The following is a 17,441-nucleotide window of genomic DNA, read 5'->3' as shown; positions in this document are numbered from 1 at the left end:
CTTACCCCAGTAACGGTATTTTTGTGGTGGCGAGTTTAATGATGATGTACAGCACCACCAGCGCCAGCGGAAAAGCGATTAATCGCGCCTGCTGACTGCGCGCCCGACGATAATCGAGCGCAATAAAACCCAAAACGATGTAAATGATAACCCCAAACAGCTTTTCAGTCAGCCATGTCCCGTGCTCAGTGAATGGCAGGACGTGCGCTTTAACCATTAACGCTACGCCGCTGAGTAATAAAACGGTATCGACAACCGGCGGCACGATGCGCGTCCAGCGCGCGCAGGCAAGGCGCGAGTCGGTGTAACGCCACCAAAATCGCAGCGTCAGCAAACCAACCGAAAGCGCAATGCTGATGAGATGGACGTTGAGTAACACACCGAAGGTACTCATGATGGGATGCGTCCAAGCGTAATTCGCTCGTTGCCGCCATAGTCACGACAGGTTTCAACCGCCAGGTAACCTGCACGAGTAAAAGCGTCACGGACGGCCTCGCCCTGTTGCCAACCATGTTCCAACAACAGATAGCCGCCGGGCGTTAATACGCGCTGAGACTGGTCAATGATATGCACGATATCCGCCAGCCCCTGATCGCTCGCCACCAGTGCCGACAGCGGTTCAAAGCGAACGTCGCCTTGTGCCAGGTGCGGATCCTGCTCGTCGATATACGGCGGATTGCTGACAATCATGTCAAACTGCTGTCCCTGCAATGCGCTGAACCAGTTGCTTTGCAGCACGCAAACATTGTCGATGCCCAGTTGTTGCTTGTTGCGAATAGCCAGTGCCACGGCATCAGGCATGCGGTCTACAGCAGTCACTGCACAATCCGGACGCTCGGTTGCCAGCGCCAGCGCAATGGCACCCGTGCCGGTTCCTAAATCAAGAATACGACACGCTGAGGCCGGCAGGCGAGCCAGCGCCTGCTCCACCAGACACTCGGTATCCGGACGCGGAATAAGCGTGGCTGGAGACACAAATAGCGGCAGCGACCAGAACTCACGCACGCCGGTTAAGTGCGCCACCGGCTCTCCCCGCTGACGCCGCTCCAGTAACGAATCAAGCTGTTGACGCTGCGCCTCGGTTAACTCCGTTTCGCCGAAAGCCAGAATAAAGGTGCGCCCTTTGCCAGTAACAAACTCGAGTAAAATCTCGGCGTCACGGCGCGGGCTTTCGCTTGCCTGTAATTGGCTAATTGCTTCACGCAGCCAGTGCTGATAATCCATTAATCCTGCTCGGACAACGCCGCCAGTTGGTCGGCCTGGTATTCCTGGACAATCGGCTCAATGAGCATATCCAGTTTGCCTTCCATCGCTTCATCCAGACGGTAGAGCGTCAGGTTAATGCGGTGATCGGTCACACGACCCTGCGGGAAGTTATAGGTACGGTTACGATCGCTGCGATCGCCACTGCCCAACAGGTTACGACGTTCAGAGGCTTCCGCCTGTTGACGTCTTGCCACTTCGGCGGCACGAATACGCGCCCCCAGCACCGACATCGCTTTGGCTTTGTTTTTATGCTGTGAACGTTCGTCCTGGCATTCCACTACGATACCGGTCGGTAAGTGGGTAATACGGATTGCGGAGTCGGTGGTGTTAACGTGCTGACCGCCCGCGCCTGATGAACGGAAGGTGTCAATACGCAGATCGGCCGGGTTGATGTCCGGCAGTTCGGCATCCGGCAGTTCCGGCATAACCGCGACCGTACAGGCAGAGGTATGAATACGCCCCTGCGATTCCGTCGCAGGTACGCGCTGCACGCGATGGCCGCCAGACTCAAACTTCAGTCGCCCGTAAACGCCTTCGCCGCTAATCTTGGCAATGACTTCTTTAAACCCGCCATGCTCGCCTTCGCTGGCGCTCATGATCTCAACCCGCCAGCGACGCGATTCAGCGTAGCGGCTGTACATGCGGAACAGATCGCCGGCAAACAGCGCCGCTTCATCACCACCGGTTCCCGCGCGCACTTCGAGGAAGGCGTTACGTTCGTCATCGGGATCTTTAGGTAATAGCAGGACCTGCAGATGCTGTTCCAGCTGCTCACATTTCTCTTTTGCTTCGCGCAGTTCATCCTGCGCCATTTCACGCATTTCAGGATCGTCGAGCATCATCTGAGCCGTCTCGATATCTTCCTGAACCTGTTGCCAGTCCGTAAAACAGCGAGATACATCGCTTAATTGCGCATATTCGCGCGACAGCGCACGAAAGCGATCCTGGTCTGCGATAGTCCCCGCATCACCGAGCAGCGCCTGAACTTCTTCATGGCGTTCATGCAGGGCTTCCAGTTTGGCAACGATAGAAGGCTTCATAGGCGTAAATGCACCCTGTAAAAAATAAGATTGGTGTGCTGCTACTCCAGCCCGAGGCTGTCGCGCAGAATATTCAGGCGTTCACTATCCCCGTCACGGGCGGCCTGTTGAAGTGATTTGGTTGGTGCATGAATCAGGCGATTGGTCAGTTTCCAGGCCAGATCCTGCATAATGGCTTGCGCATCACCGCCCTGTTGAAGAGCAGCCAACGCTTTGGCGGTCAGTTCATCACGGATCTGTTCTGACTGACTGCGATACTCGCGGATAGTGTCGCTTGCGCCCTGGGCGCGTAGCCAGGCCATAAACTCGCTGGCTTCCTGCTCCACTATCGTTTCGGCTTCCACCGCCGCCGCTTTGCGCTGGGCCAGGTTATGCGAAATGATGCTTTGCAGGTCATCAACGCTGTACAGATAGGCGTTAGACAATTTACCCACTTCCGGCTCGACATCGCGCGGTACGGCGATATCCACCAGCAACATAGGCTGATTGCGGCGGTTTTTAAGCGCACGTTCCACCATTCCTTTGCCGATAATAGGCAGCGGACTGGCGGTAGAACTAATAATGATATCGGCATCCTGTAAACGCGCGTCGATATCACTCAGTGAAATCACCTCAGCGCCGACTTCATCCGCCAGCACCTGCGCACGCTCACGCGTACGGTTGGCGATGATCATCTTCTTCACTTTGTGCTCGCGCAGATGTCGCGCGACCAGCTCGATGGTTTCGCCCGCGCCGACCAACAGTACGGTTACCGTGGACAGCGATTCAAATATCTGCCGCGCCAGGGTACAGGCAGCAAACGCCACCGACACGGCGCTGGCACCGATGTCAGTTTCTGTACGTACACGTTTAGCGACAGAGAATGATTTCTGGAACATGCGTTCCAGCGCACTGGCGTTCAGGTGACCTTTTTGCGAATCTGCAAACGCTTTTTTCACCTGCCCCAGAATTTGCGGTTCACCGAGTACCAATGAATCCAGACCGCTGGCAACACGCATCAAATGACTGACTGCGTCGTTGTCCTGGTGCCAGTACAAGCTGTTGCGCAGATCTTCTTCATTGAGGTTATGGTATTCACACAGCCAGCGAACCAGCGCTTCTTGCAGGTTATCCTGCTCTTCAACGCTGAGATACAGCTCCGTGCGGTTACACGTCGACAGCACTACCCCGCCCTGCACCATTGGCTGCGCGAGCAGGCTGTCCAGCGCCTGATCGAGCGTATCCGGCGAAAACGTTACGCGTTCTCGCAGCGATACAGGTGCCGTTTTATGGTTAATACCAAGCGCTAAAAGGGTCATGTGTGCGGGAATAGTACCAGCGTTGATAAGGTTAGACTGGGTGCATCATACAGGATGCGTGCGGTCAATAAAAGAGACTGACCCCTTTTGGAGTAATAGCTTAGTGCACAAATTTAAGCGATTTAAGATAACTTGAACGTAGACGATGTCTGATGGCGGCGCTAGCATTAAGAGTTATAACTGCAACGTATCTCAAGGATTTGTCATCATTATGACCCTGCCTGATTTTCGCCTGATTCGCCTGCTGCCGCTGGCGGCCCTGGTTCTTACTGCCTGTACGCTCAACGCGCCTAAAGGTCCCGGTAAAAGCCCCGATTCTCCGCAGTGGCGCCAGCACCAACAGGAAGTTCGCGCCCTGAACCAGTATCAGACGCGTGGTGCGTTTGCCTATATTTCCGATCAACAGAAAGTGTATGCCCGCTTTTTCTGGCAACAAACCGGTCAGGATCGCTATCGTCTCCTGCTGACCAACCCACTGGGCAGCACGGAACTGGAACTTAATGCGCAGCCTGGCAACGTCGAACTGGTCGATAACAAAGGCAAGCATTACACCGCCGACGACGCTGAAGAGATGATTGGCAAACTGACCGGCATGCCTATCCCATTAAACAGCTTGCGCCAATGGATCCTTGGTCTGCCAGGTGACGCCACCGATTATAAGCTCGACGACCAATATCGTCTGAGTGAAGTGAACTACAGCAAAGACGGTAAAAACTGGAAAGTGGTCTATAGCGCCTACGACAGCAAAACCCAGCCTGCGATGCCAGCAAACATGGAGCTGTCTGACGGTTCCCAGCGTATTAAGCTGAAAATGGATAACTGGATTGTGAAATGATGACCCATTGGCCCTCTCCGGCAAAACTGAATTTGTTTTTATACATCACCGGACAGCGTGCGGACGGTTACCACACGCTGCAGACCTTATTTCAGTTTCTTGATTATGGCGACACGATAGATATTACACCGCGTAGCGACGGCGAAATTCACCTGTTAACCCCAGTGGAAGGCGTTGCGCATGAAGACAATCTGATCGTCCGTGCGGCACGTTCGCTGATGAAAGCGGCATCTGAAAGCAATCGCCTTCCCAAAGGGAGTGGTGCGGACATCAGTATCGACAAACGCCTGCCGATGGGCGGCGGTCTTGGCGGAGGTTCGTCTAATGCGGCAACCGTTCTGGTGGCGCTGAATCATCTCTGGCAGTGCGGACTTTCGGTTGATGAACTGGCGGCACTCGGCTTAACGCTGGGGGCGGATGTTCCCGTATTCGTGCGCGGCCATGCGGCCTTTGCCGAAGGCGTAGGAGAAATTCTGACACCGGTCGAGCCAGAGGAAAAATGGTATCTGGTTGCTCACCCGGGAGTCAGTATTCCGACGCCGGTGATTTTTAACGATCCCGACCTCCCGCGTAACACGCCAAAAAGGTCAATAAAAACGTTACTAAAATGTGAATTCGGCAATGATTGCGAGGTTATCGCAAGAAAACGTTTTCGCGAGGTTGATGCGGCGCTTTCCTGGCTGTTAGAATACGCGCCGTCGCGCCTGACTGGTACAGGGGCTTGTGTCTTTGCTGAATTTGACACTGAGTCTCGTGCTCGCCAGGTGCTTGAGCAAGCCCCGGAATGGCTCAAAGGCTTTGTGGCGAAAGGCGTCAACCTCTCCCCATTGCACAGAGCGTTACTCTAAATCCTTCGGGTTTCAGGAAAATGGCGAAACGACGAATCGCCAGGTGCATACAACTTCAGTATGTAACTGGTGTGAGGAATTGATGCCAGCGCAAATGAAACGCGAAAGATAAAGAGTAAGCCGGGCAAGCTGAGTTGCGGTGACAACGTCACCCTGTTCCAGACGTTGCATCGCGCTCTTTAATACACCGCATGGAGAGGATACTGCCTGGCCCGCACAGTTTTCGGCAGATTCTTTCCACCAATGGACGCATGCCTGAGGTTCTTCTCGTGCCTGATATGAAGCTTTTTGCTGGTAACGCCACCCCGGAACTAGCACAACGTATTGCCAACCGCCTGTACACTTCACTCGGCGACGCCGCTGTAGGTCGCTTTAGCGACGGCGAAGTCAGCGTACAAATTAATGAAAATGTACGCGGTGGTGATATTTTCATCATCCAGTCCACTTGTGCCCCTACTAACGACAACCTGATGGAATTGGTCGTTATGGTTGATGCGCTGCGCCGTGCTTCCGCAGGCCGTATCACCGCCGTTATTCCTTACTTCGGCTATGCACGTCAGGATCGTCGCGTACGTTCCGCTCGTGTACCGATTACCGCTAAAGTCGTCGCTGATTTCCTGTCCAGCGTTGGCGTTGACCGCGTCCTCACCGTTGACCTGCATGCTGAACAGATCCAGGGCTTCTTTGACGTACCGGTTGATAACGTATTCGGTAGCCCGATCCTGTTAGAAGACATGCTGCAGCTGAACCTGGACAACCCGATTGTGGTTTCTCCGGATATCGGTGGCGTCGTGCGTGCCCGCGCTATCGCTAAACTGCTGAACGATACCGACATGGCTATCATCGACAAACGTCGCCCGCGTGCGAACGTTTCTCAGGTGATGCACATTATTGGTGACGTTGCAGGTCGTGACTGTGTTCTGGTTGATGACATGATCGATACCGGCGGTACGCTGTGCAAAGCAGCAGAAGCACTGAAAGAACGTGGTGCTAAACGCGTATTTGCTTACGCTACTCACCCGATCTTCTCAGGTAATGCGGCAAACAACCTGCGCAACTCAGTGATTGATGAAGTCGTTGTCTGTGACACTATTCCACTGACTGACGAAATCAAAGCACTGCCAAACGTGCGTACATTGACCCTGTCGGGTATGCTGGCCGAAGCGATTCGTCGTATCAGCAACGAAGAATCCATCTCTGCCATGTTCGAGCATTAATCGAGCCCGGCTCAAAAACCCGCTGCGGCGGGTTTTTTTATCTGTAATACTTATTTGTATGACTTATGCCTCCTTCACCTGCCATTTAGTTGACAGATGATGCGCTCATGGATGAAACATTATTGTGAACAGATTATTTTCCTCACATGTGATGCCTTTCCGCGCCCTCATCGACGCTTGTTGGAAAGAAAAATATACCGCTTCTCGCTTTACCCGCGATCTGATCGCCGGGATTACCGTTGGGATCATTGCCATTCCGCTGGCGATGGCCCTGGCAATAGGCAGTGGCGTTGCGCCACAGTACGGCCTGTATACCTCAGCCGTCGCTGGGATTGTTATCGCCCTTACCGGCGGTTCACGCTTTAGCGTATCTGGCCCGACCGCCGCCTTCGTGGTCATTCTGTATCCGGTGTCGCAACAGTTTGGGCTGGCAGGCCTGCTGGTTGCCACGCTGATGTCCGGGATATTCCTGATCCTTTTCGGCCTCGCTCGTTTTGGCCGCCTGATCGAATATATCCCCGTGTCGGTAACGTTAGGTTTTACATCGGGTATTGGTATCACCATCGGTACCATGCAGATTAAAGATTTTCTTGGCCTGCAGATGGCCCATGTCCCGGAGCACTACCTGCAAAAGGTCGGCGCGCTGTTTATGGCCTTGCCAACCATTAACTTCGGTGATGCCGCCATTGGCGTAGTGACGCTAGGGATCTTGATTTTCTGGCCGCGCCTGGGGATCCGACTGCCGGGCCACCTTCCCGCGCTGCTGGCTGGCTGTGCGGTAATGGGTATCGTGAACCTGACCGGCGGCCATGTCGCCACCATTGGTTCGCAGTTCCACTACATTCTGGCTGACGGCTCACAGGGTAACGGTATCCCACAACTGCTGCCGCAGTTGGTCCTGCCGTGGAATATGCCGGAATCAAACTTTACCCTGAGCTGGAGCTCGTTACAGGCGCTGTTACCGGCAGCCTTCTCGATGGCGATGCTGGGGGCAATTGAATCTCTGCTGTGCGCCGTCGTACTCGATGGGATGACCGGCACCAAGCATAAAGCTAACAGCGAGTTGATTGGCCAGGGGCTGGGTAACATCGTGGCACCGTTCTTTGGCGGTATCACCGCCACAGCAGCAATTGCCCGCTCTGCGGCAAACGTCCGCGCTGGGGCGACCTCGCCAATCTCTGCGGTTATCCACGCGATTCTGGTGATCCTCGCCCTGCTGGTACTTGCACCGCTGCTTTCCTGGTTACCGCTTTCCGCCATGGCCGCCCTACTGCTGATGGTGGCATGGAACATGAGTGAAGCGCATAAAGTGGTGGATTTGCTGCGTCATGCGCCGAAAGACGACATCATTGTCATGCTGATGTGTATGTCGCTGACGGTGCTGTTCGACATGGTTATTGCCATCAGCGTCGGTATCGTTCTCGCTTCTCTGCTGTTTATGCGTCGTATTGCGCGCATGACGCGTCTGGCGCCGGTCAACGTAGACGCACCGGACGATGTGCTGGTGCTGCGCGTAATTGGTCCGCTGTTCTTTGCCGCGGCGGAAGGATTATTTACCGATCTCGAGTCGCGTATTGAAGGTAAACGCATCGTAGTCCTGAAGTGGGACGCGGTCCCGGTACTGGATGCCGGTGGTCTGGACGCTTTCCAGCGCTTTGTAAAACGTCTGCCGGAAGGTTGTGAATTACGCATCAGTAATCTGGAATTCCAGCCGCTACGTACCATGGCGCGCGCGGGTATTCAGCCGATTGCCGGGCGTCTGACGTTCTTCCCGAATAAAGATGCTGCGCTAGCAGATATCCGCTGACGTGTAGCCCGGCCAGGCGAAACGCCGCCGGGCTACAAATGACAGACAAAAAAATGGCTCCCGTACGTGGGAGCCATTTTTATAACAAGCTTATAGCTTACGCTTTCAGCAGCTGCTCAGCCGTTGCCTTCACGCTTGCCAGCAGGACTTTGACATCCTCTAGGCACACGGTCGGATTGAGCAGCGTTAGCTTCAGGCAGGTGACACCATCGGCTTCGGTCACGCCGACGTTGGCGCTACCAGAAGCCAGCAGAACGTCGCCAATACGCTGGTTCAGCAGCGCGACAAATGCCACGTCGTCACTTTGCGGGCGGAAGCGGAACAGCACGCTTGCCAGCTGTGGTTCCATCACCAGTTCAAGATGCGGCTGGGTTTTGACAAACTCAGCAACATCACGCGCCAGCGTCACACCGTTATCAATGATCTCGGCATACTGCTTTTTGCCCAGCGCTTCGAGGCCCATCCACAGCTTCAGCGCATCGAAACGACGCGTGGTCTGCAGCGACTTCGATACCAGGTTTGGTACGCCAGCCTCTTCATCGAAATCAGAGTTCAGGTACGCCGCCTGGTAACGCATCAGCTCGTAGTGGCGCGCATCTTTTAACAGGAACGCACCGCAACTGATGGTCTGGAAGAACTGCTTGTGGAAATCCAGCGTCACGGAATCTGCCAGTTCAAGGCCGTTCAGGAAGTCACGGTACTTATCAGAAAGCAGTAACGCCCCGCCCCATGCTGCATCCACGTGCATCCAGATCTGATGTTCTGCAGCCAGCGCTGCAATATCCGCTAACGGATCGATTGCGCCCGCATCGGTAGTACCGGCAGTGGCGACGATTGCCATCACCTGCTCACCGTTGGCTTTCGCCTGGGCCAGCTTGTCTTTCAGGTCAGCCAGATCCATGCGTGAAAACGCATCGGTCTTCACCTGGGTGACGGAACGGTAGCCCAGCCCCATCAGCGCCATGTTCTTCTGCACAGAGAAGTGCGCGCTTTCAGAGCAGAACACTTTGATTTTACTCAGATCACCGGTCAGACCATCCTGCTGAATGGAGTGCCCCTGGCGAGCGAAGAAAGCATCACGCGCCAGCATCAGGCCCATCAGGTTACTCTGTGTACCGCCGCTGGTGAATACGCCCGCATCGCCTGCCGGGTATCCAATCTGCTCACGCAACCACTCGATCAGCTTGATCTCGATGATGGTGGCCGACGGGCTCTGGTCCCAGGAGTCCATACTCTGGTTGGTGGCGTTGATCAGCACTTCCGCCGCCTGGCTTATTACCAGGCTCGGGCAGTGCAGATGTGCCACGCACTGCGCGTGGTGAACCAACAAGCTGTCTTTGAGAAAGTATTCAACCGCACGCTCAATAGCGGCCTGGTTGCCCAGGCCCTGAGACGTAAAATTCAGGTTGATACGTTCACGCAGTTGCTCAACGGTTTTACCCTGATACATCTCAGGCTGCTTCAACCATTCAACGACCGCTTGCGTACTCTGCTCGATAGCGTCCTGATAAGCTGCAATGCTTTGCGCCGAGCCGGACAGAATCGGGTTTACGTCTGACATTCGATCCAACTCCGTTTAAACCGGCTTCACGCCAGCGCCCAGCAGGGCGTTTTCGAATTTATCGAGGAAGATTTCCAGCTCAGCGTTGGTGATCAGCAGAGACGGCAGCAGGCGCAGCACGCAACCGTTGCGGCCACCGCGCTCCAGAATCAGCCCGTTTTCGAAGCATTTTTTCTGCAACAGTGCTGACAGCTCGCCATCGGCCGGGTAGCAACCCATGTGATCCTGCGCTTCGTTCGGCTTCACGATCTCCAGGCCGATCATCAGACCCAGACCGCGCACCTGGCCGATCACCGGGTAGCGTTTCTGCAGGTCAGCCAGTTTGCCTTTCAGCCACTCGCCCTGGGCAGCAACTTTATCGGCAATGTTGTCGTCTTTGAGGATCTTCAGCGTTGTCAGACCGGTCGCCATCGCCAGCTGGTTGCCGCGGAAGGTGCCAGTGTGGTGGCCCGGAGCCCACGCATCGAACTTCTTCTTAATACCCAGCACCGCCAACGGCAGACCGCCGCCAACCGCTTTGGACATCACGATGATATCTGGCTCAATACCGGCATGTTCGAAGGCGAACAGTTTACCGGTACGTGCAAAACCCGCCTGAACTTCATCGATGATCAGCAGAATGCCGTGTTCCTGCGTCACTTCACGAATGCGCTGCAGCCACTCGACCGGAGCCGGATTCACGCCACCTTCTCCCTGCACCGCTTCGAGGATCACGGCAGCCGGTTTACGCACGCCGCTTTCAACGTCGTTGATCAGGTTTTCGAAGTAGTAGGTTAATGCTTTGACGCCAGCGTCGCCGCCGATACCCAGCGGGCAACGGTACTGATGCGGATACGGCATAAACTGCACTTCCGCCATCATGTTGCTGACCGCTTCTTTCGGCGACAGGTTGCCGGTCACGGACAGCGCGCCGTGGGTCATCCCGTGGTAGCCGCCGGAGAAACTGATGATGCTGGAACGGCCGGTGACTTTCTTCGCCAGCTTCAGCGCGGCTTCAACGGCATCGGCACCGGACGGCCCGGTAAACTGCAGGCAATATTCTTTGCCCTGACCCGGTAATAAAGAAAGTAAATATGATGAGAATTCATCTTTTAACGGCGTGGTAAGGTCAAGCGTATGTAACGGTAAGCCGCTTGTGATGACACTTTGAATGCTCTGCAGCACTTCAGGATGGTTATGACCAAGCGCCAGGGTTCCGGCACCTGCCAGGCAATCAAGATATTGATTATTTTCTACATCAGTAATCCAGACGCCCTGCGCTTTAGCGATCGCTAATGGCAGTTTACGTGGATAGCTGCGGACATTAGATTCAAACTCAGCCTGTCTTGCTAAAAAGGTATCATTGCTCTGCGGTAATGAATTAGCACTTAAAGTATCAATACGGACTTTATCCGTCATCATATCACTCCTACAACCAGGTGTAGATTAACGCCTGATTGAATAAATGGTTATAAGGATTACCTGTAAAAAAGCGCGGCTAATATATGTTGTTTTAGCTTAGGACTCAATCATTTATTTTTTGGCATCAAAAGCAGCAACTTTTTCCTTAAAAATCAAAGCGAAACAACTATCTGCAATTACTAAATCCTAAAGAAATATAGCTATTTAATTAACAATGTTGTAGCTAATTGCAACGCAGACAATCTAATAAAAACCATGAGATTTTCGTGTTTTTATTATTTTTTTACACGTTTTTACCATTAATGATGCTCGCGATATCTTGTGATGACATGATTTTTCACTTATTTGTCGATAAATCGAATAAAAAAGTCGATCCCTAAATATAAATCACTTAGTATGGCGCGCTTATTTACAGGCTATGTAGATAAAATTAATGCGCAGCACCCGATAACGCGTACAGGCGACACGCGTTATCGACAACAGGTATTCCCTGGGTTGTCAGCAGAAATGTTCGCGGGCGGACATTTCGTAAGGCGAACTTCGTTCCCTTATGCCGAGAATGAAAATTTTCTAGCCATACTTTTATGGCGCCCTGATATGAGATTGTTATGACTCGCATTTATCCACCATCCGTCGTTGCCAAATTTGGCGGCACCAGCGTCGCTGATTTTGATGCGATGAATCGAAGCGCCAGCATTGTCCTTGCTGATCAAGATGTCCGTTTAGTCGTTTTGTCTGCTTCAGCAGGCGTGACAAACTTACTGGTTGAGCTTTCTGAAGGTCTGGAAACACATCAACAATTAGATAAGATTGAGACTTTACGCGCCATTCAATACAACATTATTTCCCGCCTGAAGCAGCCGTCCGTTATCAGCACGGAAATCGATAATCTTCTCAACAACATACGTCGTCTTGCACAAACGGCGATGGTTTCGCCGTCTGATGCGTTAAGCGATGAATTAGTCAGCCATGGCGAGCTGATGTCCTCGCTACTTTTTACTGAAGTCTTACGTGAACGGCATGCCGAGGCTGGGTGGTTTGACGCCCGTAGTGTGATGCGTACTAACTCGAACTTCGGCTGTGCCGAACCCGAGCTTGGCACACTGCACCACCAGGTGGAGACTCACCTGCGTCCTCGTCTTGAGCAAGCGATTATGGTGACTCAGGGATTTATCGGGCGTGATGCCGCAGGACACACCACAACGCTTGGACGCGGCGGTAGTGATTACACGGCAACACTTCTCGGTGAGGCACTTCACGCCGCACGCGTTGACATCTGGACCGACGTCGCAGGGATCTACACCACCGACCCACGCATTGCGCCGCGGGCCAAACGAATCGACCATATCTCATTTTCCGAGGCCAGCGATATGGCCGCCTACGGTGCGAAGGTCCTCCACCCGGCGACACTGCTCCCGGCAATGCGTAAAAGCATTCCGGTCTTTGTTGGCTCAAGTAAGGATACTGCCGCCGGAGGTACGCTGGTGCACAACACCACCGATAATCCACCTCGCTATCGTGCGCTCGCAGTTCGTCGTAAACAGACGCTGTTGCGGTTACACAGTCTGGAGAAGCAACCTTCCTGTTCTTTCCTGGCGCAGTCCTTCGCCATTTTAGCTCGCCATGCGGTCGCGGTGGATTTGGTTACAACCTCAGAGAATAGTATTGCGCTGGCGCTGGACGCCACTCATGCAACCTCAGGTGAAGACCATGTGCTGACCACCGCATTGTTTACCGCCTTGTCCTCCCACTGTCGTGTGGAAGTGGAAACCGGACTGGCGTTGGTCACTTTGGTGGGGAATCAACTCACACAGGCTGCGGGAGTTTGCAAAGACGTTTTTGCCTGGCTTGAAGAGCATACGGTACGAATGATTTGCCATGGGGCGTCAAACGACAACCTGAGCATCCTGTTACCGGCTGACAATGCAGACAGCGCGATCAAAGCGTTACATTATCGGTTATTCGAATAACGTTTCTTTGTAGTATGCCACCAAAGGTAGAAGTCGTTTAATCCAGTACTGACGAACAAGCAGAGCCCTGGTTTTTAAACCAGGACTTTGTGTTCAAACAACCGCACTCCGAGTTGGGAGAGCTATTTAGTTATGCCGATGATTGGTATCACCGCGACGGCAGCGTTTGTCATAATGGCGCACCCACCAGTAACGATCGCTGATTTGTTCGTGCCCCCCCACTCTGGCACCCGCCAACCAAAGGACACCACCAACAAAAATACTGAGCACGGCACCATGTGCGAAAAACTGTGGCAGATTAAATTGCGGCAGTTGGTTTAAAATAGAGTAACCAACACCACCCACCATCACCACCAACCCTAAAGCCATGAGCACGTTACCGAGTAACGAAGCGTTTTTGCGTTTCATGTGTCACCTCCGGAACTTTGGGTTGTTACAGGGAATACCCCTAATCCTTATGTGTAAAGTATAGACAACACTGCCGTTCGCAAGTGCGGGAGCGATCACAATTACAAACACTCACGCAACAAAACTTTACAAATAAGCCACTGAACACACTCATTTTCTAATAGTCCATTTCTGCAATTATTCAGCTTTTTGCGATAAGCACGCAGTTTTTTGTCAACAGCAGCGTCAGACAGTAAACTACACGTCGTTTATCGAAACACTCAGGACAAAACACGTGGCGATTAAATTGATTGTTGGCCTGGCGAACCCCGGCGCAGAGTATGCGGCAACGCGACACAATGCAGGCGCATGGTATGTCGATCTGCTGGCAGAAAGATTACGCGCTCCCCTGCGCGATGAGCCGAAATTCTTCGGCTACACCTCCAGAGTTACGCTTGAAGGTGAAGACGTCCGTCTGCTGGTGCCAACCACATTTATGAATCTGAGCGGCAAGGCTGTCGGTGCGATGGCCAGTTTTTATCGTATTAACCCCGATGAAATTTTGGTCGCACACGATGAGTTAGACCTGCCCCCTGGCGTGGCCAAATTTAAGCTTGGCGGCGGTCATGGCGGACATAATGGCCTGAAAGACATCATCAGCAAGTTAGGTAATAACCCCAACTTTCATCGTTTACGCGTTGGAATTGGCCATCCGGGCGATAAAAACAAAGTTGTCGGATTTGTTTTAGGCAAACCGCCTGTTTCAGAACAGAAGTTAATTGATGAAGCAATTGACGAAGCGGCACGTTGTACCGAGATTTTGTTCAAAGACGGCCTGACCAAAGCGACGAGCCGGTTACACACCTTTAAAGCGCAATAAGCAGCGATGTGCGGCATTTTTCTCGCGTGCTGTGTATAATAGGCAAAGTTATTTACATTTCTACAATCTGTTTTCCATAACAGGTTGAATATCAAAAGATTAAGGTGATTTAAACATGGGATTCAAATGCGGTATCGTCGGTTTGCCAAACGTAGGCAAATCCACCCTGTTCAACGCGCTCACAAAAGCGGGTATTGAAGCGGCAAACTTCCCGTTCTGTACTATCGAGCCGAACACCGGTGTTGTCCCGATGCCCGATCCGCGTCTGGATCAGCTGGCCGAAATCGTCAAACCGCAGCGTATCCTGCCAACAACGATGGAATTCGTCGACATCGCCGGCCTGGTAAAAGGTGCGTCCAAAGGTGAAGGTCTGGGTAACCAATTCCTGACCAACATCCGTGAAACCGAAGCTATCGGCCACGTGGTGCGTTGCTTTGAAAACGACAACATCATCCACGTTAATAACAAAGTGGATCCGGCTGACGACATTGAAGTTATCAATACCGAGCTGGCGTTGTCCGACCTCGATACCTGTGAGCGCGCTATCCATCGCGTGCAGAAGAAGGCCAAAGGCGGCGACAAAGACGCTAAAGCAGAGCTGGCTGCGCTGGAAAAATGCCTGCCACAGCTGGAAAACGCTGGCATGCTGCGCGCGCTGAAAACGCTGACTGACGAAGACAAAGCGGCCATCAAATACCTGAGCTTCCTGACGCTGAAGCCAACAATGTACATCGCCAACGTCAACGAAGACGGTTTTGAAAACAACCCATACCTAGATAAAGTGCGCGAAATCGCGGCTGCCGAAGGTTCTGTTGTGGTTGCCGTTTGCGCTGCCGTTGAAGCTGACATCGCTGAACTCGATGATGCTGACCGTGAAGAATTCATGGCTGAAATGGGTCTGGAAGAGCCGGGCCTGAACCGCGTTATCCGTGCTGGCTACGAATTGCTGAACCTGCAGACCTACTTCACTGCTGGCGTGAAAGAAGTCCGTGCCTGGACCATTCCTGTCGGTGCCACGGCTCCGCAGGCAGCCGGTAAAATCCATACCGACTTCGAGAAAGGCTTTATCCGCGCACAAACCATCGCGTTTGAAGATTTCATCACCTATAAAGGTGAGCAAGGTGCGAAAGAAGCTGGGAAAATGCGTGCCGAAGGTAAGGACTATATCGTCAAAGATGGCGATATCATGAACTTCCTGTTCAACGTCTAAATAAAATTTGTTGTCTCATGAGGTTTCGCTGAACCTCATGAGAATCAAAAAAAGCCATAGAATCCACGCAATTGCGTGGATTTTTTATTTCATAATGTCTCAACTCATCTCGCAACAACGCTGTCAAAAATGAGTACATGGATGAGTACAACATTCTTCCATCCTCATTTTAAGTGAGTACAATAACGGTATAATAAATAAACAAGGCCCCGTTATGCTCACCGATACACAATGCCGCACTGCCAAGCCGAAAGAAAAACTCTATCGACTTAATGATTTCAACGGTCTCTACCTGGAAGTTAAACCCAATGGCAGAAAGGCCTGGCGCTATCGGTTTAAACTCAACGGCAAATCCAGCATGTTCGCGTTGGGTGAGTACCCAACGGTCAAACTTGCCGAAGCTCGCGAAAAATGTGAGCAAGCGCGTAAACAAGTCGCGGATGGAGTTAGCCCGACACAGGCTCGCCAATTAGATAAGATCCGCAAGGTCAACGACGCATCCAACACCTTTGAGCTGATCGCTAAAGAGTGGTTGCAGATGAAAGACTGGGCCGAAATCACCAAAACGCGGCGACTGGATATGCTTGAACGTGTGGTTTTTCCCGCCATCGGTAAGCTCCCTGTCAGAGAGATCACTCCACACCATATACTTAAAATTCTTCAGGAAACCGCTAAACGAGGAGCACCAACAGTTGCCGCTGAAGCCCGTCGCACCATTTCATCAGTTTTTGAGTTGGCAGTCGCGACGCTTAGAGCTGATAGCGATCCCGTATGGCCTGTGCGCAAGGCCCTTCCGGCTAATAAGACACAGCACAAACAGGCACTAAATCCTCAGCAAATCGGAAAGTTACTAAGCTGTTTTGACAATAGTCGTGGCTCGTATCAGGTTAACTATTGCATGTGGCTTATGTGGTGGACATTGGCGCGTCCTGCAGAAGCCACCGAAGCAGAATGGACAGAATTCGATCTTAATAACGCCCTATGGACCATTCCGGCAGCGCGAATGAAAGCCCGCAGAGAACATGTTATTCCCCTCCCCTTCCAAGCTGTCAAAATGCTCAGAACACTACAGGGGTTAACCGGGCATCGGCAGCACCTTTTCCCGGGCAGAGATAATCCGCTAGGGCCAATGACATCGCACTCGCTGCGCCAGCTACTTAAAAGCCTCGGATGGAGTGGTATTTATAGTCCCCATGCTACCCGAACTACAGGAAGTACGCGTTTAAACGAAATGGGCTATCGACCTGATGCTATTGAGGCCCAACTTGCACACGCTGATACCAACAATGTTCGTCGCACATACAACCATGCAACTTATCTTGATGAGCGAAAGGTTATGATGCAGGAATGGGCAGATATGTTGGACAAATGGGTAGCAGAATTCGAGTAGAACTTACTGCACTTAGTGAACCACGAGGATAGAACTCATTCTTCAGGGTCCACTTTGTGCCAAAAGCAGACACTCTTCAAGACATGCTTCGCCCAAGAGTGACAAATTCTTATATAACCTTTTTTACCCAATCAGCGCTTGCCGTTGGTCAACGGCTAAGCGTCAACAACCGTTCAGAAACCTCTGAATGTTTCTATGATAGTCGCATGTTGACGAAGTGGTAGAATTCCTCAATGATGCTTATTAATCAATGTGAATCGCCACGGGTTTAACAGACACCTCAGAGTCATTTAAGATGGCTTAAAGAGAGGTGCCCATGAGCGGTAAGCGT

The 17,441-nt window shown here is 52.5% G+C and carries 15 protein-coding genes; 8 read left to right on the top strand and 7 right to left on the bottom strand.

The genetic code is table 11. From position 1 onward, the window contains the following. Window position 1: 1 nt before the first annotated feature. The 4 genes from sirB2 to hemA are packed head-to-tail and all read right to left on the bottom strand — an operon-like array spanning window position 2 to window position 3,604. On the bottom strand, window positions 2–394 hold the full coding sequence (sirB2, locus tag OGY37_RS17395; protein WP_003833414.1) for an invasion regulator SirB2: 393 nt from the start codon (window positions 392–394) through the stop codon (window positions 2–4). Beyond that, a complete protein-coding gene (gene prmC / locus OGY37_RS17390; protein WP_286621353.1) occupies window positions 391–1,224 on the bottom strand; it encodes a peptide chain release factor N(5)-glutamine methyltransferase in 834 nt (277 codons plus the stop codon). The genes sirB2 and prmC overlap by 4 nt, the downstream gene beginning before the upstream one ends. Further along, window positions 1,224–2,306 carry a peptide chain release factor 1 gene (prfA, locus tag OGY37_RS17385; protein ID WP_003020786.1) on the bottom strand — a complete coding sequence of 361 codons (1,083 nt, stop codon included), beginning with the start codon at window positions 2,304–2,306 and terminating at the stop codon, window positions 1,224–1,226. The genes prmC and prfA overlap by 1 nt, the downstream gene beginning before the upstream one ends. A 41-nt stretch (window positions 2,307–2,347) precedes the next feature. Continuing rightward, the gene (gene hemA / locus OGY37_RS17380; protein WP_003833420.1) at window positions 2,348–3,604 is read right to left on the bottom strand and encodes a glutamyl-tRNA reductase; all 1,257 of its coding nucleotides are present in this window, start codon (window positions 3,602–3,604) and stop codon (window positions 2,348–2,350) included. 211 nt (window positions 3,605–3,815) lie between these two features. Here hemA and lolB point away from each other — a divergent pair, with 211 nt between their 5' ends. The 4 genes from lolB to dauA all read left to right on the top strand — a co-directional run bounded on the left by lolB (window position 3,816) and on the right by dauA (window position 8,311). Next, window positions 3,816–4,439, top strand: coding sequence for a lipoprotein insertase outer membrane protein LolB (gene lolB, locus OGY37_RS17375; RefSeq protein WP_003833422.1), 624 nt, complete (start codon window positions 3,816–3,818; stop codon window positions 4,437–4,439). Next, window positions 4,436–5,287, top strand: a complete 852-nt coding sequence (gene ispE, locus OGY37_RS17370; protein WP_003833423.1) for a 4-(cytidine 5'-diphospho)-2-C-methyl-D-erythritol kinase — start codon at window positions 4,436–4,438, stop codon at window positions 5,285–5,287. The genes lolB and ispE overlap by 4 nt, the downstream gene beginning before the upstream one ends. Before the next feature lie 269 nt (window positions 5,288–5,556). Beyond that, window positions 5,557–6,504, top strand: a complete 948-nt coding sequence (prs, locus tag OGY37_RS17365) for a ribose-phosphate diphosphokinase (protein ID WP_001518537.1) — start codon at window positions 5,557–5,559, stop codon at window positions 6,502–6,504. Between the two features lie 124 nt (window positions 6,505–6,628). Then, entirely contained in the window at window positions 6,629–8,311 is a 1,683-nt protein-coding gene (gene dauA / locus OGY37_RS17360) for a C4-dicarboxylic acid transporter DauA (protein ID WP_286621351.1), read from the top strand. Window positions 8,312–8,408: 97 nt separating this feature from the next. Here dauA and OGY37_RS17355 read toward each other — a convergent pair whose 3' ends face one another. Then, on the bottom strand, window positions 8,409–9,872 hold the full coding sequence (locus OGY37_RS17355; RefSeq protein ID WP_410743382.1) for a pyridoxal phosphate-dependent decarboxylase family protein: 1,464 nt from the start codon (window positions 9,870–9,872) through the stop codon (window positions 8,409–8,411). A gap of 15 nt (window positions 9,873–9,887) precedes the next feature. After that, window positions 9,888–11,273 (bottom strand): diaminobutyrate--2-oxoglutarate transaminase, encoded by a 1,386-nt coding sequence (locus OGY37_RS17350; RefSeq protein WP_286621347.1) that lies wholly within the window; start codon window positions 11,271–11,273, stop codon window positions 9,888–9,890. 608 nt (window positions 11,274–11,881) lie between these two features. Here OGY37_RS17350 and lysC point away from each other — a divergent pair. Continuing rightward, window positions 11,882–13,243, top strand: coding sequence for a lysine-sensitive aspartokinase 3 (gene lysC / locus OGY37_RS17345; RefSeq protein ID WP_126957261.1), 1,362 nt, complete (start codon window positions 11,882–11,884; stop codon window positions 13,241–13,243). A 126-nt stretch (window positions 13,244–13,369) separates the two neighbouring features. Here the strand turns inward: lysC and ychH are convergent, their stop codons facing one another. Continuing rightward, a complete protein-coding gene (ychH, locus tag OGY37_RS17340; RefSeq protein ID WP_003833480.1) occupies window positions 13,370–13,651 on the bottom strand; it encodes a stress-induced protein YchH in 282 nt (93 codons plus the stop codon). A gap of 274 nt (window positions 13,652–13,925) precedes the next feature. Between ychH and pth the strand changes: the two genes are divergently transcribed. From pth to OGY37_RS17325, 3 genes are all read left to right on the top strand, one after another. Beyond that, window positions 13,926–14,510 (top strand): aminoacyl-tRNA hydrolase, encoded by a 585-nt coding sequence (gene pth / locus OGY37_RS17335; protein WP_003020814.1) that lies wholly within the window; start codon window positions 13,926–13,928, stop codon window positions 14,508–14,510. Between the two features lie 115 nt (window positions 14,511–14,625). Next, window positions 14,626–15,720, top strand: a complete 1,095-nt coding sequence (ychF, locus tag OGY37_RS17330) for a redox-regulated ATPase YchF (protein ID WP_003020818.1) — start codon at window positions 14,626–14,628, stop codon at window positions 15,718–15,720. Between the two features lie 214 nt (window positions 15,721–15,934). Next, on the top strand, window positions 15,935–17,110 hold the full coding sequence (locus OGY37_RS17325; protein WP_087856107.1) for a tyrosine-type recombinase/integrase: 1,176 nt from the start codon (window positions 15,935–15,937) through the stop codon (window positions 17,108–17,110). Window positions 17,111–17,441 lie beyond the last annotated feature (331 nt).

Origin of the sequence: Citrobacter sp. Cpo030 (genome assembly GCF_030333005.1) — a bacterium.
Classification (GTDB): Bacteria; Pseudomonadota; Gammaproteobacteria; order Enterobacterales; family Enterobacteriaceae; genus Citrobacter; species Citrobacter portucalensis.
The sequence above is the reverse complement of the archived record's forward strand: the minus strand, read 5'-3'. Positions and strand labels throughout refer to the sequence as shown.